This window comes from Streptomyces sp. NPDC001890 (assembly GCF_042891445.1).
GTDB lineage: Bacteria > Actinomycetota > Actinomycetes > Streptomycetales > Streptomycetaceae > Streptomyces.
In genome coordinates this window covers 15044-36825 of record NZ_JBIATE010000020.1, presented here as the reverse complement: position 1 = coordinate 36825, position 21782 = coordinate 15044, and the positions used below count along the sequence as shown (strand labels likewise).

Sequence of the window (21782 nt, the reverse complement as noted above, 5' to 3'; positions counted from 1 at the left end):
GTGTCATAGTGCTGTCAACGATCGGGGCGGCGTTTCCTGAATGTCGCTCAACTTCTTTACGATTCGCCGCCGTTCAGCACAGGGCGGGCACCTCGACGGTCAGGGTGGCGGGGCCGCCGCCGGCCGGGGCGTCCAGCACGGCGGGCACCCCGAGCGGGACCGTGAGCGTCGTCGGGCCGTGCCCGAAGCCCAGCTCCTCGACGACGGGTACGCCCAGCGGGCCGAGCCGGTCGGCCAGCACGGCCCGCACCTCCTCGTACGGGCCGCAGCCCGCCCAGGAGCCGCAGGCCACCCCCGCCACCCCGTCGAGCGCCCCGGCCCGCAGCAGTTGGGTGAGGATGCGGTCGATGCTGTACGGGTCCTCGGTGGTGTCCTCGATCACCAGCAGCCCGCCCCGGGCCGAGGTCCGGGCGTGCGGGGTGCCGAGGTCGGCGGCGAGCAGGCTGACACAGCCGCCGTAGGTGATCCCGCGGGCCCGGCCGGGGACCAGCGCCCGTGCCCCCGGCAGGCCGAGGGTCCGCACCGATTCGGGCTCGAACAGGGTGGCCCGCAGGGACTCCTGGGTGTCCGGGTCCTTGAGGAAGGTCTCGGTGCCGGCCATCGGGCCGTGCAGGGTGGCGAGCCCCATGCGCTGCGCGAACGCCTCGTGGAGCACGGTGATGTCGCTGTAGCCGACGAACACCTTGGGCCCGGCAGCGCGCATCGCCGCCCAGTCGACCAGGTCGACCATCCGGTGCACGCCGTACCCGCCCCGGGCGCAGATCACCGCGTCCACGGACGGGTCGCACCAGGCGTCCTGGAGATCCCTGGCCCTCGCCCCGTCCGTGCCGCCGAGGTAGTCCAGCTCCGGGTGGACGTCGCGGGCATGCGGTGCCTCGACGGGCTCCAGGCCCCAGCCGCGCAGGATGTCCAGGCCCGCTTCGAGGCGGTCGGCGGGCACCGGACCGCTCGGTGACACGACGGCGATCCTGGCCCCCGGGCGCAGCCGGGCCGGGCGGGTCAGCGGTGCGAGGGTCGTCACTTCTTCAGCTCCAGCCGCGGCACGTCGGTGCGGTCGATCCCGAAGGTCTGTGCGTACAGGGAGAGTTCGGCCTCCAGGGCGCGGACCATGGTGTCGGCGCGCCGGAAGCCGTGTCCCTCGCCCTCGAAGGCGAGGTAGGCGTGCGGGATGCCGCGTCCGTCGAGCGCGGCCAGGAACCGCTCGCACTGGACGGGCGGGCAGATCGGGTCGTCCAGCCCCTGGAGCAGCAGGAAGGGGGTGGCCAGCCGGTCGACGCGGCCGACGGGCGAGCGTTCGCGGTAGCGTTCGGGGACTTCGGCGAGCGGGCCCACCAGGGACTCCAGGTACCGCGACTCGAAGTCGTGGGTCTCGTCCGTCCCCCAGCCGGTCAGGTCGAGGATGGGGTAGATGATCGTCCCGCAGGCGTAGACATCGGTGCCGGTCAGTGAGGCCGCGGTGGTCCAGCCGCCGGCGCTGCCGCCCCGGATGGCGAGCCGCCGCCGGTCGACCGTGCCCTCGTCGGCCAGCGCCGCGGCGACGGCCGCGCAGTCCTCGACGTCGACGACGCCCCACTGTTCGCGCAGCCGGTTGCGGTAGGCCCTGCCGTAGCCGGTGGAGCCGCCGTAGTTGACCTCGGCGACGCCGATGCCGCGCGAGGTGAAGTAGGCGATCTCCAGGTCGAGCACGAGCGCGGCGTGGCCGGTGGGGCCGCCGTGCGCCCAGACCACGTAGGGCGGCCGCTCGTCCTCGGGCCCGGTCCGGGCGGGGTTGCGCGGCGGGTAGATGTGGGCGTGGATCTCGCGTCCGTCGGGCCCGGTGAAGGTGCGGTCCTCGGGGCGGGGGTAGTACGCGGGGTCGACGGCGTCCTGGTGCGGTGCCCCGATGACCCGGGTGCGGCCGGTCGCGGTGTCCAGCTCCACCACCTCGAACCCGCTGTACGGGCTCGCCGCGACGCCGACGACCCGGCTGCCGTGCACGGCGAGCGTCTCGGCCCAGGCGGTCCAGGGTCCGGCGACGTCGACGAGTTCGCCGGTCTGCGGGTCGAGGATGCCCAGCGTGGTGGTGCCCTTGCCGTGGATGGTGGCGATCAGCCCGTTGTCCAGCGGCCGGAACCAGCTGAGCCCGATCTTCCAGAGCGGTCCGGCGAACTCCTGCTCGCGGGGGCAGAGCGCGACCATGCCCCGGTCCGGATCGGCCCGGTAGAGGTTCCACCAGCCGCTGTGGTCGCTGGCGAGGAGCAGTTGCCCGTCGGCGGCCCACTCGATCTGCGGCACCGATTCCTCGGGGCCGCCGGCGAAGGAGCGGGGGTGGTGGAAGGTGCCGTCGTCGGCGACGTCCGCGAGCATCACCTCGGTGCCGTCCCACGGCATCCGGGGATGGTCCCAGGCGATCCAGGCCGCCTGCCGCCCGTCGGGCGAGAGCTTCGGGCCGGTGACGAACCGGCTGCTGTCGTCGGTGAGTTCACGCACCGCGGCGCGGTCGTCGGCGGCCGAGCCGTCCAGCGGGACGGCGGCGATCACCCGGCGCAGCTCGGTGGGGCCCTCGCCGGTGAACTCCTCCAGGACGCACCACACCTCGCCCCGGTCGGGGTGGAGCTGCGGGTCGGCCCAGCGCAGCCCGCCGCCGGTGGCCGTGGCCGGGGTGAGCGGCACGGGGTCGCCGGGCCCGTCGGGGGCGTAGGCGTAGAGCCGCTGGTCGGCGAAGTGGACGAAGACGACGAGCGGGCCGCCCTCGGTCCGCGCGGTCCCCGCCCAGGGCACTCCGCCGTACTCGATGACCCGGCTCCGTACGTTCCACGGCGCGGGCAGCACGCTCTCGGTGCTCCCGTCCGCCCGTCGGCGGACCAGGGCGCGGCGGCCCGCCTCGGCCGGGCGCGGCTCCGTCCACCACACCTCGTCCCCGACGGTGCCGACGTACTCCGGGCGTCCGTCGTGGGAGGCGGCGAGCGCGGCGTCGATCGGCGACGGCCAGGTTCCGTGAGCCCCAATGGGCAGCATGATCGATTCCCCCTGTAGCGGTCAGGCAGTACGCAGGTAGTGGTCGAGGACCCGGACACCGAAGTGCAGGGCGTCGACGGGGACACGTTCGTCGACGCCGTGGAACAGCGCCTGGTAGTCGAAGCCGACGGGCAGCTTCAGCGGTGAGAAGCCGTAGCCGGTGATGCCCAGCCGGGAGAACTGCTTGGCGTCCGTGCCGCCCGACATGCAGTACGGGACGGTGTGGCCGGCCGGGTCGAAGCGTTCGATCGCGGCGCGCAGCTTCGCGAAGGTCGGCGAGTCGACCGGGGCCTGGAGCGGGACCTCGCGGTGGTGGAACTCCCAGTCGACGTCGGGTCCGGTCAGCCGGTCCAGGGTGGCGTGGAACTCGTCCTCGCCGCCGGGCACCATCCGGCCGTCGATGAAGGCGGTGGCGTGGCCCGGGATCACGTTGACCTTGTACCCGGCCTCCAGCATGGTCGGGTTGGAGCTGTTGCGGACGGTCGGCGCGACCAGGTCGGCGGCGGGGCCGAGCTTGCCGAGCAGTTCGTCGACGTCGAAGCCGGGGGCATCGAGGTCGGGGTGGATGCCGTGCAGCGCGGCGATCTCGGTGAGTGCGGCGCGGACCGTCGGGGTGAGCCGGACGGGCCATTCGTGCTGGCCGATCCGGGCGACGGCGGCGGCGAGCGAGCTGACCGCGTTGTTCCTGTTGACCTTGGAGCCGTGCCCGGCCTTGCCGTGTGCGGTGAGCTTCAGCCAGGCGGTGCCGCGTTCACCGGCGGCGATCGGGTAGAGCGGCAGGCCGGGTCCGGCGTGGAAGGTGAAGGCGCCGGATTCGCTGATGCCCTCCGTACAGCCCTCGAAGAGCCCGGCGTGCTGGTCGGCGAGGAAGCCGGAGCCGTCCTCGGCGCTGGCCTCCTCGTCGGCGGTGTACGCGATCACGATGTCGCGGCGGGGCCGGATGCCGGCCCGCGCCCAGGCGCGGACGACGGCCAGGACCATCGCGTCCATGTTCTTCATGTCGATGGCGCCACGTCCCCAGACGACTCCGTCGCGGACCTCCCCGGAGAAGGGGTGCACGGTCCAGTCGGCCGCCTCGGCCGGGACCACGTCGAGGTGGCCGTGGACGAGCAGGGCGTCGGCGGACGGGTCGGTGCCGGGGATCCGGGCGACCACATTGGTACGCCCGGGGGTGCGCTCCAGCAGGGTCGGCTCAAGACCGGCGGCGGCCAGCCGTTCGGCGACGTACTCGGCGGCCGGGCGCTCGCGGCAGTCGCCGCCGCCCCGGTTGGTGGTGTCGATCCGGATCAGTTCGGAGGTGAACGTCACCGATTCGTCCAGCGCCTGCTGGTCGACGTTCTCCCGGGGACCGTTCGGCTCAGCCATACTGCTCCTCCACGGCGGACGACACGATCGTCGTCACCGCCTTGAACGTGCGGATTGCTTCGTACATCGTCGCGCTGGTGTAGGCGACGCGCCGTTCGCCGCTCGGCGCCGCACCGGGGACCACGGTGGCCGCCTGGGCCAGGTGCTCGGCGTCGAACTCCAGCTCCACGGTGAAGGGTCCGCCCTCCACCGGTGTGTGCCGCACGGCGAGCGCGGCGGCTTCCTTCGCGGCGGCGCGGATGTCGGCGGCGGTACGGGCCGGGGTGCGGCAGACCGCCGCGTACCGCGACACGTGGTCCTTGACGGCGACCTTGCGGGCCCGGGGGGCGTAGCCCTCGGCGTCCACGCAGGTCAGGTCGTCGCCGGTGACGAGGACGACGGGCACCCCGTACTCGGCCGCCACATGCGCGTTCAGCAGTCCCTCGCTCGCGCGGTTGCCGTTGAGCCAGACCCCGGTGATGGAGTTGGCCAGGTAGGTGTGGGCGAGGACGCCCTCCGCGCCGGCGCCCGTGTGGTAGCCGATGAAGGCGATGGCGTCGACGTCACCGTGCTGGATTCCCTCGACCATGGAGAGGGGCTTGTGCCTGCCGGTGAGCATCTGGACCCGGTCGTCGAGCCGCTCCAGCAGGAGGTTGCGCATGGACCAGTGGGCCTCGTTGACGAGGACCTCGTCCGCGCCACCGTCGTAGAAGCCCAGCGCCGCCGCGTTCACGTCGGAGGTGAACAGGGGACGGCACCGCTCCCATTGCGGAGTGCCCGGCAGCACATCGCCCGGCCAGGTCACACCGGTGGCGCCCTCCATGTCGGCGCTGATCAGGATCTTCATGCCGGGTCACGCTACGCGCCCGGGAACCGCCAGGCCAGAGCCACCGGGACGTTCAATGGTCCAGTCCTCCGAAGAGAGTGCGGCGCACACCCCGAACAGCCGCATCACGGACATCCCGCCGGCGAGGCCGCCCGGCGCGCCTTGACACTTTCCACTACCCCAGACCATGATTCCATTAATTGACTAATGGAATTGAGGCGAAGTGCATGGCAGACGCATTCACTCCGGACGGCGCATCGGGCGCCTGGGCCCTGGAGGCCCGCGGCCTGGGTAAGCGCTACCGTCGCGGCTGGGCGCTGCAGGACATCTCGTTCCGGCTCCCGGCCGGCCGGATCTGTGGTCTCGTCGGCCCCAACGGGGCGGGAAAGAGCACCCTGTTGGGGATCACGACCCGTCAGGTGCAGCCCACTGGAGGTGACTTGCGGATCTTCGGCGTGCCGGTGGACGACCCCGAGGTCATGCCGAAGTTCGCGTTCCTCGGCCAGGACAAGCCGCTGTTCAAGCGGTTCACCGTGGCCGAGACGCTGCGCATGGGCGCCGAGCTCAACCCCGGCTGGGACATGGCCGCGGCGGAGCGGATCGTGCGGTCCGGACAGGTGCCGATGGACGCCCGGGTCGGCACGCTCTCCGGCGGCCAGCGCACCCGGGTCGCGTTCGCCCTGGCCTTCGGCAAGCGGCCCGATCTGCTGCTGCTCGACGAGCCGATGTCCGACCTCGACCCGCTGGCCCGCCACGACATGAGCACCCTGCTGATGTCGGAGGCCGTCGAGCGCGGGACCACGGTCGTGATGTCCTCCCACATGCTCTCCGAGCTGGAGGACATGTGCGACTACCTGCTCGTCCTGGCCGACGGCAGGATCCGGATGGCGGGCGACGCGGACGCGCTCGTCCCGGCCCACGCACTGGTGACCGGACTCGCCACGGACGGGGATCCGGCCGCCGCGCTGGCGCCGCACACCGTGATCCAGTACCGCGTCCAGGGCCGGCAGTTCCACGCGCTGGTCCGCCCGAACGGCCCGCTGTCGGGTGACTGGGTGGTCGCCGAACCGAGCCTGGAGGAGGTGCTGCTGGCGCATCTGCGCGCGCCGGACGCGCCCCCGCTGTTCACGCCCGGTGCCCGTATCGAGGCCGAAGGGAGCCACACCTCATGAGCACCACCCTGACCGACGCGCCCCGGACCGGGCGCACCCCCCGGCCCCGCCTGCTGCGCGGGCTGAGCTGGCTCGTCGCACGCCAGCACCGGGCCGCACTGCTCAGCCTGCTCGCCGTGACGGTCCTCGGCTCGGTCTGGCTCGTCTACGAGCGCGGCCACATGAAGGACGTCCTGGACGCCGCGGGCTGGCCGGGGAAGGAACTGGCGCAGCCGGTGTTCGACTCGGACGGGGTGGGTCTCGTCGTCACCGCGCTGGGCGGGCTGCCGCTGATCCTCGCCGTCTTCGTCGGCGCCCCGCTCATCGCGGGCGATCAGGAACAGGGCACCGCGCAGCTGGTGACCACCCAGTCGGTGTCCCGCCTGCGCTGGGTGGCGACGAAGTTCACCTGGGTCTACGCGGCGGTGCTCGTGACCACCGTGGCGCTCTCGGCGCTGTTCACCTGGTGGTGGAAGCCCTACCGTTCGGTGTTTCCCAGCCAGTGGTCGGAGGGGTCGATCTTCGATGCCACCGGTCCGGTGCTCCCCGCGCTCTGTCTCTTCATGACGGCCCTCGGCATCACCGTCGGTGTGCTGGTCCGCCGCGTCCTGATGTCCATGGCGATCACCTTCGTCCTCGCCGGGGCCGTCGGGATCTTCTGGGACCGGATGATCGTCAACCTCGCCCCGACCCGGACGATCACCTACCCGCTCGACGCGGACATGCCCTCGCTGCTCGACGAATCGCTGGAGGTGGACCGCTGGATCGGTTCCGCCGACGGCCATCTCTACGGCTGGGGCATGTGCGCCAAGACGACCGAGGCGGCCTCCGACGCGTGCGTCAAGGAGCACGGAATCGTCAACAATGTGTACGAGTACCTCGGCTTCGACCAGATGCCGGCCATGCAGTGGACCGGGGCGGGCATCCTGCTCGCGGGTACCGTCGTGCTCACCGCGTTCGTCCTGTGGCGGGTGTCCCGTCGGCCCCTCTAGGACCTGCCGACGCAGGTGCGCGGGGATTCGGCAGTTGAAGAGGAGGTGAAGGCAGTGGTCGTGTTCCGTATCGACCGGCGCAGCGGAGTGGCGACGTACCTCCAGATCGTGCGGCAGGTCGAACAGGCGCTGCGCATGGGCGCCCTGGAGGAGGGGGACCGGCTGCCCACGGCCGCTCAGGTGGCGGCCGAGACCAAGGTCAACCCGAACACCACTCTCAAGGCGTACCGCGAGCTGGAGCGCGCGGGGCTCGCCGAGGTCCGGCAGGGGGCGGGCACCTTCATCACCCGCTCCCTCGTCCCGCCCCAGGCGGGCGCCGACTCCCCCTTGCGCACGTCACTCACCGAGTGGCTGGACCAGGCACGGGCGCAGGGCCTCAGCGGCCCGGAGGTCGACGCCCTCTTCCGGTCGGCCTTCGCGGCCGTGTATCCGGCCGGGGCGGACGCCGGCTGAGGCGCGGCGCCGTGCGCCTCGTGGACGAGTGGTGGCCGGTCCCCCGGTGGGGGGGGCCGGCCACCGTCATCACCGCGCGGGGTAGTCGCCCGTGGCGCCGTCGGTCCGCTCGCGCAGCAGGTCCGCGTGGCCGTTGTGGCGGGCGTAATCCTGGATCATCACCGGATACACCCGGCGCAGGCCGACGGTCCGGCCGGGGATGGCGTACACGAAGGTCTCGTCGAGGCCGCGCCCCGTCACGCCGGCGGTGCGGACCGTCGTGGGGCCGGGGCAAGCGACACGGAGATCTCTACCCCCCGGGGCGGGCGCGAAGGCAGCGGAACCTCAGCCCCGGAACTCCGGAGTGATCGCCTTCCGCACCACGCCTTTGAGCGTGGCCTGTCCCCCTGCCGCCCCGCCTTGTAACCTCTGGTCATATTGTTCACGGAAGACGACGGTTCGGGCTCACCGTCGCCTGTCTCCGACGGTGGGGCGAATGTCTGCCAGCGATTCCGACACACGCAACCTGCCGGCGATCGCATCACCCGGTTTGGTCGGGCGCGAGCGCGAACTCGCCGCCTTGAAAGCCGCGTTGTCCGACCCGCCGGTGGTCGTGCTGATCGAGGGCGAGGCCGGGATCGGTAAGAGCCTGCTGGTTCAGGAGCTACTCGCGGCGCATGCCCCGGCCCGGCAGCTGGTGCTGCTGGCAGCCTGCCCGGCTGTTCGACGGCCTTTTACGCTCGGGCCGGTGGTGGACGCGATCCGATCGGCGACCGAGGACGTCGCCCGGCTCGGTCTGAGCGGGCTGGCGGGGGCGCTCCGGCCGTTGTTCCCCGAGTGGGCATCGGCGTTGCCGCCCACACCCGACCCGGCCGAAGACGCGGCAGCGGCACGGCATCGGCTGTTCCGGGCCATCGAGGAGATCCTCGAACGGCTCGACATCGGCTTGCTCGCGGTCGAGGACGTGCATTGGGCGGATGAGGCCACCCTGGAGTTTCTGCTGTTCCTGGCATCACGTCCGCGACAACAGGTCAGCCTGCTGGTGAGCTACCGCCCGGAGGAAATCGCGCCGGACTCTCTGCTGCTGCGGTTGTCGTCGCGGCAACCGGCGGGGGCGGCGCGGCTGCGACTGTCGTTGGAGCCGTTGGATGTCCCCGGGACTGCCGCGATGGTGTCCTCGATGCTGGGTGGGGAACGGGTTGCCGACGAGTTCGCGACCATCCTGCACGACCGGACCGACGGGCTTCCGCTCGCGGTCGAGGAGTCCGTCCGGCTGATGTGGAACCGCGCAGACATGCCGCGACAGGGTGATTCCTGGGTGCGGCGGCGGCTGAGTGAGATCGACGTACCGCCGACGGTCCGGGACGTCGTGCTGGAACGCAGCGCACGTCTCGGCCCGGCGGCGCAGGCCGCGTTGCGCGCGGCCGCCGTACTCGGCGACCCCGCCTCCGAGGACGCCGTCGTCGAGGTGATGGCTCCGGAAGGCGATCCGGCGAGCAGGCTGGCGGGCCTGGCGGAGGCAGTGGGTTCGGGGCTGCTGAGGGAGGACCAGCGCGGGCTGGTCTCGTACCGGCACAAGCTGGCGTGCCGCGCGCTGTACGAGGCGATTCCTGTGCCGCAGCGGCGGGCGATACACCTGCGTGCCGCACACGTTCTCGAAGACACCTCCCCGTCCCCGGTCGCCCAGCTCGCACGCCACTTCAGGGAGGCCGGCGACACGGCGGCGTGGTGCCGGTACACGGAACAGTCCGCCGACCTCGCCCTCGCCTCGGGTGACGATGCGACGGCGGTCGCTCTGCTGCACGATCTGCTCACCAACGCCGTACTGCCGCCCGCCGACGTGGTCCGGCTGACCGGCAAGGTTCCGTTCCATCTGCTCAGCGGGCACGAACGCTACCGCGCACTGATGGACGCCCTCCACCTCGTACTGGACACCGGCGGGCCGACGCCGAGCGAGGCTGCGGAGATCCGCTTCCACGTCGCCCGTCTGCTGCAGCAGACGGAGGGGTTCGAGCAGTCCCGGATCGAGATGGAACGCGCGCTGCCCGACCTCGGGCACGACCCGGCGAAGTCAGTTCGCGCAATGATGTTTCTCGGCCTGCCGTACGGGACGACGACACCGGCAGCCGAACACCTCAGGTGGCTGCGGCGCGTGGCGCAGGTGCCGGCCTCGATCGCGCCGATGGACCGGCTGCCCATCCGGGTCGGACGGGCGAGTGGGCTTTTGCTGCTCGGTGAGGAGGAGGGTTGGGCCGAGGCGGCATTGATCGCCGATGACGCGTCCACCTCCGCGGAAAGGCAGCAGATCACGGTCGGCCGTCACAACGTCGGGCACATGGCGCTGATCTGGGGGAGGTACCCGGAGGCGAGGCGGTCGCTCACGCTGGCCGCAGGACTGACCGACACGTATCAGTACCAGAAGCTCCACAGGAAGGGGCAGGTGACGCTGGCTCAGCTCGACTGGCTTACCGGAGCCTGGGACGGGCTGGCCGACCGGGCCCTGTCGCTGGCCGGTGACGAGGAACTCCTGCAGCCGGTGAGCCGCCTGGCGCCGGCCGTAGTCACCGGCTTGCTGTATGCGGCCCGCGGCGACCAGGGCAGAGCGGACGAGTGCCTGCGGCGCGTCCTTGAACAGGCGGACCGACATGGCGGTGCGGAGTATTCCGTCGAACCTGCCGGCGCCCTGGCCAGGCTCCGGCTCGGCGCCGGGCGGGTCGACGACGTGCTGCGGTTGACCGACGGGCCGATCCGGTTCCTGGAACGCAAGGGCACGTGGATCTGGGCCAGCGAACTCGCCCCGGTCCGGGCCGAGGCACTACTTATGGCCGGCCGCATCGACGAGGCCGGCGACTTGGTCGACGCATTCGCAGCGGGAGTGCGTGATCGCCGCGCACCTCGGCCGCACGCCGCCTTGTCGACCTGCAGGGCGATTCTGGCCGAGCATCAGGACGATCCCCTCAGCGCCGCCGAACTGTTCGCGCGTGCGGCCGACGCGTGGCAGGGCCTTCCGCAGCCGTACGACGCCCTGCTCAACCGTGAGCGACAGGCCCGTTGTTTGCTTCGTGCGGACCAGTCCGATGCGGCTCTCTCCCTCCTTACGGAAACTTTCCAGGGGTTGTCCACCCTCGGCGCTCGTGGCGACGCCGAGCGCGTCATGCGCACACTGCGTGCGTCCGGTGTCGGGGTGAAGCGCCCGTCGTGGCACGGTGGACGGCGAAGCTACGGCGATCAACTGTCTCCCCGTGAGCTCGACGTGGTCCGGCTGCTCGTCGGAGGCCGGACCAACCGGGAGATCGCCGGTGTCCTCATCCTGTCGCCGAAGACGGTCGCGCGGCACGTGGAGACAGCGATGCGCAAGTTCGAGGTCTCGTCCCGGACGGCGCTGGCCGTGAAGGTCGTCGAAGCCGGTGTCGTCGCCGACAGCACGGCCGACGCGCACCGTCAGGGCCTGTTCTGAGCTGTTCCGTGCCGGGCGTCTCGAAGCCGCGGGCCAACTCGGAACAGGCCCTGGGCGGGCGCGGCAGCAAAATTGGGTCATCTGCCCAGTCGTTGGGTGGCCGGTCCGTGAACAACACTCAGCGTCATGGAATCACTACCTCCGCCTGTCGCCACTCGTCCCCTGCGTCCGTAGAGCTTCTGTCGCACGGTCACATCTGACGGATCGCCTCGACCGTCCCTGATTCCCCGACGAGGCCAGGTTCCGGAACGAACCCCGCGGGCCGGCCGACCGGTGCCATAGCCGCAACAGCGGGACGCGTCGTTCGCCGCCCGGCGCTGTACCACCGATCCGCCCGAAGCAGCCCTGGCCGGCATTCACCACATGCATCCGCAGCCATTCGGCGCGATGCGCAATCCCCGCAACCGCGCGGTATCCGCGCGCATCCTCCCCCTCAGAAAAGGTCATTGCCGCATGAGACAGTCACCACCGGCCGGGGCATCCGGGCTCCCGGTCCACCTGACCACCCCCATACTCCGGCGCTTGCCACACCGTCCGCATCGCGCGCTCACGGCGCTGCTGGCCACGGCCTGCGTGGCCGGGACACTCGGCATCCCCGCCATCGCCGCCGCCGAGACGCCGGCCACTCGGGCGAGCCAGGCACAGCAGAACGGCCCCGTCGTCGCCACGCACAGGCTCACCCTCGTGACGGGTGAGGTGGTGACGCTGGAGCGTCATGCCAATGGTTTGCAGGCGGCGACGGTGGAGCCCGCGGCCGACGGTACCCCGGCGGCGTTCACCACCATGAAGGTGGGCGACGAGGTCTACGTCGTCCCGGACAAGGCGCAGCCCTACCTTGCCGCGAACGAGCTCGATCGCGAACTGTTCAACGTCACCAAGCTGGTCGAGTACGGCTATGACGACGCACACCGCTCCGCCGTGCCTCTGATCGCGACGTACGGGGGCGTGCCGGGCAAGGCCGGCAAGGCACTTGAGAAGGCCGCGCCGACAGGTTCGGTGAAGAAGGACGAGCTGCCCAGCGCCAACGCGGTGGCGCTGCACGCCGGCAAGAAGAAGGCGGCGACGTTCTGGGAGGCGGTCGACGACGACAGCACCGCCGGGACGAAGGCACCGAAGCTCGCCGGTGGCATCATCAAGAAGCTCTGGCTCGACAAGCCGGTGCACGTCGCTCTGGACCAGAGTGTGCCGCAGATCGGTGCCCCGGAGGCGTGGGCGGCCGGCTACGACGGCACCGGCACCAAGGTGGCCATCCTCGACACCGGTGTCGACCCCGACCACCCTGATGTGGCGGGGCGGGTGAAGAAGGCGCAGAACTTCACCGACGACCCCGACGCGGTCGATCACCACGGCCATGGCACGCATGTCGCCTCGACCATCGCCGGCTCGGGTGCCGCGTCGGGCGGCAGGCTCAAGGGTGTGGCGCCGGGCGCCGACCTGTACATCGGCAAGGTCCTCAACACGGCCGGTTCGGGCTCCGAGTCGGGGGTCATCGCCGGCATGGAGTGGGCGGCGGCCCAGGACGCGGACGTCATCAGCATGAGCCTGGGCGGTGCGGCCAGTGACGGCACCGACCCGATCAGCCAGGCCGTCAACCAGCTCACCGAGTCCTCCGGGTCCCTGTTCGTCATCGCGGCCGGCAACGACGGCCCGGGCAAGGGGACCGTGGGTTCGCCGGGTGCCGCCGAGGACGCACTGACCGTCGGCGCGGTGTCCAAGCAGGACCAGCTCGCGAACTTCTCCAGCCGCGGCCCGGTCAAGGAAACCTTCGCGGTCAAGCCGGAGATCACCGCACCCGGCGTGGGCATCGTCGCCGCGCGCGCCGCCGGCACCACGATGGGCACCCCCGTCGACGCCAACTACACCGCGGCCAACGGCACCTCGATGGCCACCCCGCACGTGTCCGGCGCCGCCGCGATCCTCGTCCAGCGCCACCCCGACTGGACCGCCGACCGGCTCAAGCAGGTGCTGGTCAGCACCGCCAAGCAGGGCTCGTACGGCGCCTACCAGGGTGGTAACGGCCGCGTCGACGTTCCCAAGGCGATCGACGCCACGACGTACTCCAGCCCCGCTGTCGTCAGCATGGGCAAGAAGTCGGCCGAGAGCGAGCCGGTCACCAGGACGATCGACTACGTCAACACCTCCGCGACGGACACCACGCTGTCGCTCAGCCTGTTCAGCGCCGGAGAGACAGCGCCTCCGCCGAACGGCATGTTCACGCTCAGCGCCAACAGCGTTACGGTCCCGGCCAACTCCACCGCGAGCGTGACGGTGACCTACCACCCCGAGCTCGGCGCCGTGGGCGACTACACCGGTGTCATCACCGCCACCGGGGCCGACGGCACCGCGATCCGCACCACCGTCGGCGCCACGAAGGACGTGCCCACCGTCGACCTCACTCTCAACACGATCGACCGGAACGGAGGCCCGGCAGGCGCCGAACTCACGGTGTTCGACCTGGACAACGGCGTCGTCCGCCAGGTCTTCCCCCAGGACGGAACCAAGACCGTCGCGCTGCCGCAAGGCCGCTACTCCGTCATGGGCTTGGTGTACACGAAGGACAAGGCCACGGGCCTGGCCGTGAGCAACACGCTCGCCGGTGAGCCCGTCGTGGATCTGAAGGCGGACCGGACGATCACGATGGACGCCCGGCTGGGCAAGGAGGTCAAGGTCACGACCCCCAAGGAGTCGCAGTCGAGCCAGCACAAGCTCGGGTACCGCCAGAGCCTCCCCGGCAAGCGGGGGATCGACTACATGAAGGGCGCGTCGAGCCTGTTCTCGCCGCGCGCCTATGTCGTGCCCACCGCGCCCGTGACGGACGGCACCTTCGAGTTCAACTTCCAGGACCGCAGGTACTCGCCGGTGATCAAGGCGTCCTATGCCGGTCAGGGAGGCGCGCTCCCGCTCAAGCCGGTGACCTATGCGGCCCGGTTGTACGGCTCCAGCAAGCTCCAGGCAGTCGACGCCGGCACGGGACGGCCGCAGGACCTGGCCGGCAAGGACCTCGACGGCAAGCTCGCGGTCATCACCCGCGACGCCACCCAGAAGGTCGTCGACCAGATCGCCGCAGTGGCCGGTGCCGGCGCGAAGGCAGCGATCATCGTCAACGACCGGCCCGGCGTCTACGCCACCATCGTGCCGCGCCGCACCGGCACCGCCATCCCGGCCTGGAGCCTCACCCAGGACGAGGGCGCGGAGCTCTTCGGCCGGATGGCAGACGGTCCCACGTGGATCAACCTGCAGGGCATCAGGAAGGACCCCTATGCCTACAACATCGCGCTGATGGTTCCCGGAGGCATTCCGGCCGACCCCACCGACGCGGTCACCACGGAGAACTCGGCCGTGGCGAAGTCCCACTACCGCGGCACCAAGGGCACGCTGATCGGCGACACCACCTCGGCGATCCGCCCGGGAGAGGCCTTCATCACCCAGCTCGTGGACTTCTTCGACGCGCCGATGGACCGGGAGGAGTGGTACTCCACCGGCAGCAAGTGGCAGACGATGAAGGACATGCGGTGGTGGCACACGGTCTACCCGGACCGCAACGACATCGCCATCAGCCTGAACGACCTCATCCGCAACTACAGCCCGGGCGAGCAGCGCGAGGAGACCTGGCTGGGTGCGGCGAACGGCCCGGCCGGACCGGAGACCACCCTCGCGTTCCGCGACGGTGACAAGGTCACCCTCAACATGATGGATATGGGCGACAGCCAGCCCGGACACTACGCCTACTTCACGGAGTACGGCGGCACCACGTCGACGGTGCGGGTGTACCAGGACGACAAGCTCCTCAAGGAGCAGGGCTGGTTCAACCTCACGACGCTGCCGGTCGGCCCCGACCCGGCGACCTACCGGATCACCATGGACTCCGAGCACCCGGCGTGGTTCCCGCTGTCCACCAAGGCCGGCACCGCGTGGACCTTCAAGTCCGCCCGGCCGGCGAGCGGCAAGGAGAACCTGGCGCTGCTCTGGCCGGAGTACGGCCTGGACCTGGATGCGGAGAACACCGCCAAGGGTGGCAAGACCTACCACTTCGACCTGGCCTTCGTCCTCCAGAACGGCGCCACCCCGGACATCGACGAGGTCGCTGTGGAGGCGTCCACCGACGACGGTGCCACCTGGCAGCCCGCGAAGGTCGAGAGCAAGAGCAACGGCGGCTACAAGGTGTCCGTGAACAACCCGGCAAAGGGACACGTGTCCTTGCGCGTCAAGGCACAGGACACCAACGGCAGCAAGATCGAGCAGACCCTGATCAAGGCCTACGCCATTCGCTGACCCGCACGGCAGTCCTTCCCTGACCGCGCCCCTGGCACAAGGCACGCCCTTGCGCCAGGGGCGCACTCCTCCGGTCGGCCATGCGGCGGTGCATCCGTCGGACACCGACAGCCGGGGGGGGCGGCGCGTCCGTCCGGCACGGGCAGCTGACGGGCGGTTCCGTGTTCCTCCCCCGAGGAGCGCGGAACCGCGCTCACTGTCAGGCCGGGTAGTCGCCCGTGGCGCCGTCGGTCCGCTCGCGCAGCAGGTCCGCGTGGCCGTTGTGGCGGGCGTACTCCTGGATCATCACCGCGTACACCCAGCGCAGGCTGACGGTCCGTCCGCGGGTGGCGTACACGAAGGTCTCGTCGAGGCCGCGCCCCGCCACGGCGGCCTCGCACGCCTCGGTCTCGGCGCGGAAGGCGGCGAAGTCGCGCTCGGCGTGGGCGGCGTCGACGCCTTCGATCCCCTCGTCGCCGTCGCCCGGACCGGTGAAGACCTCACCGATCGGCTCGCCCGCGAAGCTCCGGCGGAACCACCAGCGTTCGATCTCCGCCATGTGCCGCACCAGGCCGAGGAGGGTGAGGCCGGAGGGCTCCGCGGTGGTGCGGGCGAGCTGGACCGGAGTCAGCCCGGCGCACTTGGTGAGCAGCGTCTCGCGGTGCCACCGGAGCCAGCCCTCCAGCATGGCCCGCTCGTCCGCCGCGCTCGGGACGTTCAGCTGGTCGCCGTCGGCCGTCGTACGTTCGATGTGAGGTGCCGTCCATGTCATGGCGGCCATCCTCACACCACCGGGCCCACCGGGCCCACCGGCTCAGGTCAGTTCCCGCAGGAGCGGCTCCGGGTCCGCGAGCAGGAAGAGATGACCGCCGTCGGGGACGGTGCGCAGCTCGGCGCCCGGGATCTGTGCGTGCGCCCAGCGCGCCACCTCGACGGGAACGTTGCCGTCCGCGTCGCCGTGGAGGAACAGGGTCGGTACGGAGACCGAGCCCAGCGGCTCCGGCAGCGGACGGGAGTAGCCGGCGAGGTCGGTGATGGCCGCGTCCACGCCCTGGCGCTGCCCCTCGGCGGTGTCCAGCTCGGACAGGGTCCGGAAGGCGGGGGTGCTCATGATCAGCCGGTCGGAGCGGGGCCAGGCGTCGAGGTTCGGCTCGCGCCTCGTCTTCTTGAAGATCCCCTTTCCCGCGAGCATCGGCCGGGCGATCAACGGGGCCCGGACGACGATCCGGTTCAGCCACTTGACCAGCGGGATCCGGCGCGCGTACGCCGAGCGGGGCGCTCCGGGGACGGCGGCGCACGCAAGGATCAGCCGGGTGACCCGCCCGGGGTGGTGCTGGGCCGCCGAGAGCGCGTACCCGCCGCCGCCCGAGATCGCCACGAGCGTGGCCCGTTCGTGGCCGAGGTGGTCGAGCAGGGCCACGAAGTCGTCGTTCCAGCGGTGGAAGCCACGACCGGGCACGGGGTCCGTCCCGCCGTAGCCCGGACGGTCCGGGAAGACCAGACGCAGGCCCGCGTCCGTCGCCGCCTGCCGCAGCGCGAGGCCCTCGTAGCGGCTGCCGGGGGTGCCGTGGAGCACGATCACGGGCGGGGCTGCTGGGTCGCCGTAGGAGCAGTACGCGATGCGGCGCCCGTCCGGGGCCGTCAGCCGGTGCGTCTCGGGCAGGCCGGTCGCCGGCGGGTCCGTCTCGGGAAGCTCCGTCCCCTGCGTCCTCGGCGTCTGCGCGGTCTTCGGCGGGTCCTGCGGGGAGGGGGTCATCTCTGCTCCTCGTGGGATACGGGGGTGGCTGCAGCGGCGGCAATCCCGCCGATGACGAAGTCGAGGCCGAAGGAGAACCGGCGGTCGTAGTCGTGGTGGTCCGCGAACACCGACGCGGCCCGTCGTTCCGGCGGGAGCTGGTGCAGTTCCAGATCGCCCCGGCCGAGGCGGATCGCCACATGGCCGGTGACGAAGTCGTGCAGGGTGCCGTACGCGTACGCGGCGGCCTCCTCGTCGAGTCCCGCGTCGCGCAGCGCCGCCACCACCCGGTACGCGACGTCGTCGGCGCCGGGCCCGACGAGCGAGGCGCGGCGGTGCGCCTCAAGGATGACGGGGTGCCGCATGAGCAGGTCGTGGAGCGTGTCGGCAAAGAGTCGGACGATGCCGCGCCAGTCCTGCGGCCAGTCCACCGACCGGGTCACCTCTCCGACGATCCGGGACACCAGCGCGTGCTGGAGCGCGTCGATGCCGCCCGTCGTGCGGTGGATCGCCATCGGTGACACCCCCAGCCGGTCCGCCAGCGCGCGGAAGGTCACGGCATCGAGCCCCCGGTCGTCGGCCAGCTCGGTCGCCGCGTCCAGGATCGCGTCGAGCGTCACCGCCCGGGGACGGCCGTTCCTGTGAGTGCTTGCCTTCTCGACCACCATGCCCGCACCATATCGATACGCGTAACGAAACTTCAAGGGGAGCGCGCATGACGGAGTTGCACGACCTCACGGCTCTACAGCTGGCCGCCGCCTACGAGCGTGGCGAAACGTGTCCGACCGAGGTGGTGGACCACCTGCTGGCCCGGATCGGGGACGGCGACCGGGTGGGGGCGTTCACCACCGTGTCGGCCGACCGGGCCCGCGCCGCGGCGGCCGGGGCCGATCGCGTCCTGCGCTCGGCGGACCGCACCGGACTGCCGCGCCTGTTCGGCGTACCCACCGCGATCAAGGACCTGGAGGCCACCGCGGGGGTGCGCACCACGCTGGGCTCGGCGCTGTTCCGCGACTGGATTCCGGAGCACGACGACGAGATCGTCGAGGTCATGGCCGACGCCGGGCTGATCAGCCTCGGCAAGACGACCGTTCCCGAGTTCGGGGCCGCCTGCTACACCGAGCCCGAGGTGTCCGCCCCGGCACGCAGCCCGTTCGACCTCTCCCGGAGCGCGGCCGGGAGCAGTGGCGGCGCGGCCGCGGCGGTCGGCGCGCTGCTGGTGCCGATCGCGCAGGGCAGCGACACCGCCGGCTCGGTGCGCTCCCCCGCGAGCGCCTGCGGGGTGGTCGGGCTCAAGCCCAGCCGGGGGCTCGTCACCGCGGGCCCGGCCGGCCATGACGGGATGGGGCTCTCCGCGCGCGGCCCGCTGGCCCGCACGGTCCGCGACACCGCCGCGTTCCTGGACGTGCTGACCACCCGTACCGGGGCCGGCACCGTGCATCCGCCCCGGGTCGGCGGCTACGAGCGCGCCTGCGACGCATCCGTGCCGCGGCTGCGGATCGCGCTCGCCCAGGGGTCGGTCTCGGGCGCGCCCGTGGACCCCGAGGTCGCCGCCGTCGCGGAGCTCACCGCCCGTACGCTGGCCGGGCTCGGCCATGAGGTGTTCGTCCGGGACCAGGCACCGGACCCCGAGCTGACCGAGGGCTTCCGGGTGATGTTCACGGCGCTCGTGGGGTCCAGGACCATGGCGTTGGACGAGTCGGCGCTGCGTCCGATCGTCCGCCATCTCCGTTCCCGCGCACAGGAGTTCACCGCGGCCGAGCTGGCCGCCTCGATCGGCGCGGTCCAGGCCCGCGCCCGCGCCTGGGCGCTCGCCCACGCGGACGCGGACGTGGTGATCACCCCGACCGTGACGGCCCCGCCCACCCTCGTCGGCCAACTCCGCGACGATTCGGATCCGGCGGCGGAACTGGCCGCGATGACCGCGTTCACGGGCAACACCGTCCTGGCCAACGCCACCGGGTTCCCCGCCATCAGCCTTCCGCTGGGCTGGAGTTCGCGGGGCCTGCCGCTGGGGGTCTCGCTCACGGCCGGATGGGGCCGCGAGGATCTGCTGCTCGGCGTATCGGCCCGGCTGGAGGAGGCCCTGCCGTGGGCCCACCGCTACGGCGAGCGGGCCGGGGCACCGGCGGCGGGCCGGGCCTGACCGGACAGCTGCCGGCGAGCGGCCGGACCGTACTCGGCCGCACCCTGCCGGGCCCGGTCCGGCTACTCGCCGGTGGCGCCGTCGATCCGCTCCCGGAGCAGGTCCGCCTGGCCGTTGTGGCGCGCGTACTCCTCGATCAGGTGCGTGAGGATGTAGCGCAGCGAGAACACCTCCTCGCCGTAACTCCCGGTGATGTCAAGGGACTCGGCGGACTCGACGGTGGCCCGGGAGCGCGCGCACTCCTCGTGCCAGATCCGGAACGCCTCCTCGGGATCGGCGTCGGCCACCTCGAACTCGGCGAACTCGCCGGGGTTCGGCCCCGGCCAGTGCGGCGGTGCCACCTCGTCCTTCAACACCCGCCGGAACCACGACCGTTCGACCTCGGCGAGATGCCGGACGAGCCCGAGCAGAGTCAGGTCCGACGGGGGCGCGGCCGCCTCCCGCAGCTGGGCTCCGGTGAGCCCGGCGCACTTCATGGCCAGGGTCTCGCGCTGGTACTGGAGGAATCCGCTCAGCGACGCACGCTCGTCGCCCACCTGCGGGGGCCTGTTTCTCAGGTCTTCGATCATGACGTCATCATGCCGAGCGCCGCATCCGTGCGCCCGTGAATTCCGCCGGGGCCGATCAGGGTCCCGCCGGTCCGCCCGGAGCCCCGGCGCCACGCAGCAGGGTGTCCACGACGCGCGTGGCGAGCGTGTCGGCGTCCCCGCCTTCCACTCCCTCCTTGGCCGCCTCGTGGATGAGGCCGTAGTAAACGCGCCGCGTCCAGTCGAGGTCGATGTCGGGGCGGAGCGCACCCGCCTCCTGGGCGCGACGGAAGAGCCGGGCACAGGTGGCCCGGACCTCGGCGTGGAGACGGGCCGCCTCGGGGTGGCCGTCCTCGGCCGTGCGGTTCATGGCGAACGACCAGTCGGTCTTCACGCGCAGGACGTTGGCGGTGACCTGATAGAGGGCGACGAGCGGAGGGGCGGCGTCGGGGCGGGCGGCGTCCACGGCCTCGGCGAACTGGCGGGCGGCCCAGCCGGTGAGTTCGTCCAGCAGCGCCTCGCGGGTGGCGAAGCGGCGGTGGACGGTGGTCCGGGCGACCCCGGCGGCCCGTGCGAGCTGCTCCATGGTCGCCGCCGGGTTGTCGGCCAGGACACGCTCGGCCGCTTCCAGGATGGTCCGCACCGTCCGCTCGCTGTCCGCCCGGAGGGGCCGTTTCGCCTGCTGCTTCTGCACCGTCATGGCGAAACGCTACATCAACATTCCACTAAAGCCTATAGTTGCAACACTGATGTTGCATGTATTACCTTCACCGCGTCGAAGAGGTAGCAACTCCGCGCCTCTCCACGGGGATACGACATCAGGGGGCAGTCATGCAGCACCGGATTCTCGGCCGTACCGGAATTTCCGTGAGCAGGTTCGCCCTGGGCACCCTGCACCTGGGCGCCTGGGGGAACAGCGACCACGACGAAGCGACCCGGCTGATCCGCACGGCGCTGGACGGCGGGATCAATTTCATCGACACCGCCGACCAGTACTCCGGCGGCGAGGCCGAGGAGATCATCGGCAAGGCCCTGCACGGCCGGCGCGACGAGGTCGTGCTCGCGACCAAGGGCCACTTCCCGGTCCGGATGGGGGACGACGATCCGAACCGGCGCGGAAACTCCCGGCGTTGGCTCACCCGGGCCGTCGAGGACAGCCTCCGCCGGCTGGGCACCGACCGGATCGACCTCTACCAGGTGCACCGCCCCGACCCGGCCACCGATATCGACGAGACGCTGTCCGTACTGTCCGACCTGGTACGCGCGGGCAAGATCATGGCCATCGGTACATCGGACTTCCCCGCCGAGCAGCTCGTCGAGGCCCAGTGGGCCGCCGACCGGCGCAACCACATCCCCTTCCGCACCGAGCAGCCGCCCTACTCGCTGTTCGTACGCGGCATCGAGGCCGACGTGCTGCCCACCGCGCAGAAGTACGGACTCGGCGTGCTGACCTGGAGCCCTCTCAACAGCGGCTGGCTCACGGGGCGGTTCCGCCACGGCGAGCCGGTCGAACTGGACGCCTTCCGCCGCGTGGTGGCCCACAAGTTCGACCTCGAACTGCCCGGCAACCGCCGCAAGGCCGAAGCCGTCGAGGAACTGCTGGCGGTGGCACGGGAGGCGGGTGTCTCGCTGACGCACCTGGCGCTGGCGTTCGCGGCGACCCACCCGGCGGTCACCTCGGTGATCCTCGGGCCCCGCACCGTCGACCAGCTGACCGACCAGCTCGCCGCCTCGGAGCTCCTTCTCGACGACGGGATCCTGGACCGCATCGACGCGATCGTCCCGCCCGGCGTCACGCTCAACCCCTCGGACACCGACTACCGCAGCCCGGCCCTGGCCGCCGCGGCGCGACGGCGCGGGCCCACGGGCTGACCCGCCGCGGTAGGCCCTGTCGCCGAGCCGGGCGGCAGAGGCAGTTCGACGA

17 protein-coding genes are annotated in these 21782 nt (G+C 71.6%); 7 read left to right on the top strand and 10 right to left on the bottom strand.

The features are described from left to right. Positions 1-73: 73 nt before the first annotated feature. The 4 genes from ACFYY1_RS33075 to ACFYY1_RS33060 are packed head-to-tail and all read right to left on the bottom strand — an operon-like array spanning position 74 to position 5188. Positions 74-1021: an LD-carboxypeptidase gene (locus ACFYY1_RS33075; RefSeq protein WP_388592117.1), complete on the bottom strand. Its 948-nt coding sequence runs from the start codon at positions 1019-1021 to the stop codon at positions 74-76. Next, positions 1018-2997 carry a prolyl oligopeptidase family serine peptidase gene (locus tag ACFYY1_RS33070; RefSeq protein WP_388592115.1) on the bottom strand — a complete coding sequence of 660 codons (1980 nt, stop codon included), beginning with the start codon at positions 2995-2997 and terminating at the stop codon, positions 1018-1020. The genes ACFYY1_RS33075 and ACFYY1_RS33070 overlap by 4 nt, the downstream gene beginning before the upstream one ends. A 21-nt stretch (positions 2998-3018) precedes the next feature. Further along, positions 3019-4362, bottom strand: a complete 1344-nt coding sequence (locus ACFYY1_RS33065) for a M20/M25/M40 family metallo-hydrolase (RefSeq protein ID WP_388592114.1) — start codon at positions 4360-4362, stop codon at positions 3019-3021. After that, on the bottom strand, positions 4355-5188 hold the full coding sequence (locus tag ACFYY1_RS33060) for a M55 family metallopeptidase (RefSeq protein ID WP_388592113.1): 834 nt from the start codon (positions 5186-5188) through the stop codon (positions 4355-4357). The genes ACFYY1_RS33065 and ACFYY1_RS33060 overlap by 8 nt, the downstream gene beginning before the upstream one ends. A 206-nt stretch (positions 5189-5394) precedes the next feature. On the opposite strand from ACFYY1_RS33060, the gene ACFYY1_RS33055 reads away from it, so the two are divergent. From ACFYY1_RS33055 to ACFYY1_RS33045, 3 genes are read left to right on the top strand one after another with little or no spacing between them, the layout of a single operon-like run. Continuing rightward, positions 5395-6339, top strand: coding sequence for an ABC transporter ATP-binding protein (locus tag ACFYY1_RS33055; RefSeq protein WP_388592111.1), 945 nt, complete (start codon positions 5395-5397; stop codon positions 6337-6339). Beyond that, entirely contained in the window at positions 6336-7310 is a 975-nt protein-coding gene (locus ACFYY1_RS33050) for an ABC transporter permease subunit (RefSeq protein ID WP_388592110.1), read from the top strand. The genes ACFYY1_RS33055 and ACFYY1_RS33050 overlap by 4 nt, the downstream gene beginning before the upstream one ends. Before the next feature lie 45 nt (positions 7311-7355). Then, positions 7356-7763 (top strand): GntR family transcriptional regulator, encoded by a 408-nt coding sequence (locus ACFYY1_RS33045; protein ID WP_388592108.1) that lies wholly within the window; start codon positions 7356-7358, stop codon positions 7761-7763. A gap of 69 nt (positions 7764-7832) precedes the next feature. Here the strand turns inward: ACFYY1_RS33045 and ACFYY1_RS33040 are convergent, their stop codons facing one another. Next, positions 7833-8003 (bottom strand): DUF664 domain-containing protein, encoded by a 171-nt coding sequence (locus ACFYY1_RS33040; protein WP_388592106.1) that lies wholly within the window; start codon positions 8001-8003, stop codon positions 7833-7835. Positions 8004-8238: 235 nt separating this feature from the next. Here ACFYY1_RS33040 and ACFYY1_RS33035 point away from each other — a divergent pair, with 235 nt between their 5' ends. Both ACFYY1_RS33035 and ACFYY1_RS33030 read left to right on the top strand, forming a co-directional pair. After that, positions 8239-11199, top strand: a complete 2961-nt coding sequence (locus ACFYY1_RS33035) for an AAA family ATPase (protein WP_388592104.1) — start codon at positions 8239-8241, stop codon at positions 11197-11199. 522 nt (positions 11200-11721) lie between these two features. Then, the gene (locus ACFYY1_RS33030; protein ID WP_388592102.1) at positions 11722-15471 is read left to right on the top strand and encodes a S8 family serine peptidase; all 3750 of its coding nucleotides are present in this window, start codon (positions 11722-11724) and stop codon (positions 15469-15471) included. 199 nt (positions 15472-15670) lie between these two features. Here the strand turns inward: ACFYY1_RS33030 and ACFYY1_RS33025 are convergent, their stop codons facing one another. Genes ACFYY1_RS33025 through ACFYY1_RS33015 form a run of 3 tightly spaced genes read right to left on the bottom strand, consistent with a single transcriptional unit; the run spans position 15671 to position 17853 of the window. Further along, on the bottom strand, positions 15671-16222 hold the full coding sequence (locus ACFYY1_RS33025; protein ID WP_388592100.1) for a DinB family protein: 552 nt from the start codon (positions 16220-16222) through the stop codon (positions 15671-15673). Positions 16223-16264: 42 nt separating this feature from the next. After that, a complete protein-coding gene (locus tag ACFYY1_RS33020; RefSeq protein ID WP_388592099.1) occupies positions 16265-17206 on the bottom strand; it encodes an alpha/beta fold hydrolase in 942 nt (313 codons plus the stop codon). Continuing rightward, positions 17203-17853: a TetR/AcrR family transcriptional regulator gene (locus tag ACFYY1_RS33015; protein ID WP_388592098.1), complete on the bottom strand. Its 651-nt coding sequence runs from the start codon at positions 17851-17853 to the stop codon at positions 17203-17205. Before ACFYY1_RS33015 ends, ACFYY1_RS33020 begins: the two co-directional genes overlap by 4 nt. Positions 17854-17900: 47 nt before the next feature. On the opposite strand from ACFYY1_RS33015, the gene ACFYY1_RS33010 reads away from it, so the two are divergent. After that, positions 17901-19331, top strand: a complete 1431-nt coding sequence (locus tag ACFYY1_RS33010) for an amidase (RefSeq protein WP_388592097.1) — start codon at positions 17901-17903, stop codon at positions 19329-19331. A gap of 62 nt (positions 19332-19393) precedes the next feature. Here the strand turns inward: ACFYY1_RS33010 and ACFYY1_RS33005 are convergent, their stop codons facing one another. Further along, positions 19394-19900 carry a DinB family protein gene (locus tag ACFYY1_RS33005; RefSeq protein ID WP_388592095.1) on the bottom strand — a complete coding sequence of 169 codons (507 nt, stop codon included), beginning with the start codon at positions 19898-19900 and terminating at the stop codon, positions 19394-19396. A gap of 55 nt (positions 19901-19955) precedes the next feature. After that, entirely contained in the window at positions 19956-20558 is a 603-nt protein-coding gene (locus ACFYY1_RS33000; protein ID WP_388592094.1) for a TetR/AcrR family transcriptional regulator, read from the bottom strand. 131 nt (positions 20559-20689) lie between these two features. Here ACFYY1_RS33000 and ACFYY1_RS32995 point away from each other — a divergent pair, with 131 nt between their 5' ends. Continuing rightward, positions 20690-21730, top strand: coding sequence for an aldo/keto reductase (locus ACFYY1_RS32995; protein ID WP_388592093.1), 1041 nt, complete (start codon positions 20690-20692; stop codon positions 21728-21730). Positions 21731-21782 lie beyond the last annotated feature (52 nt).